The organism is Microbacterium sp. H6 (assembly GCF_003314775.1).
Lineage (GTDB): Bacteria > Actinomycetota > Actinomycetes > Actinomycetales > Microbacteriaceae > Microbacterium > Microbacterium oxydans.
The window spans coordinates 1-271 of the sequence record NZ_QOAY01000219.1 but is presented as its reverse complement, the minus strand read 5'-3'; positions in this window follow the sequence as shown (position 1 = coordinate 271).

The following is a 271-nucleotide window of genomic DNA, read 5'->3' as shown; positions in this document are numbered from 1 at the left end:
GGAGCGCGGCGCGATCGCGGAGCCCTCGTCCGAGCCGCAGTCGCTGCGCGAGCGCCTGATCGGCACGCCCACGCCGGCGCTCGCCGAGTCGCACACGGGCTCGCAGTACCGGCGGACGATGTCGCGTGTCTGACACCCTCGCCGGCGTCGCCGTGGTGGGGAGCGCGAACCTCGATCTCGTGGTCGAGGTCTCGCGCCCTCCGCTCGTCGGTGAGACGCTCCTTGGCCGTGCCGGTGGTCGCTTCTCGGGCGGCAAGGGCCTGAACCAGGC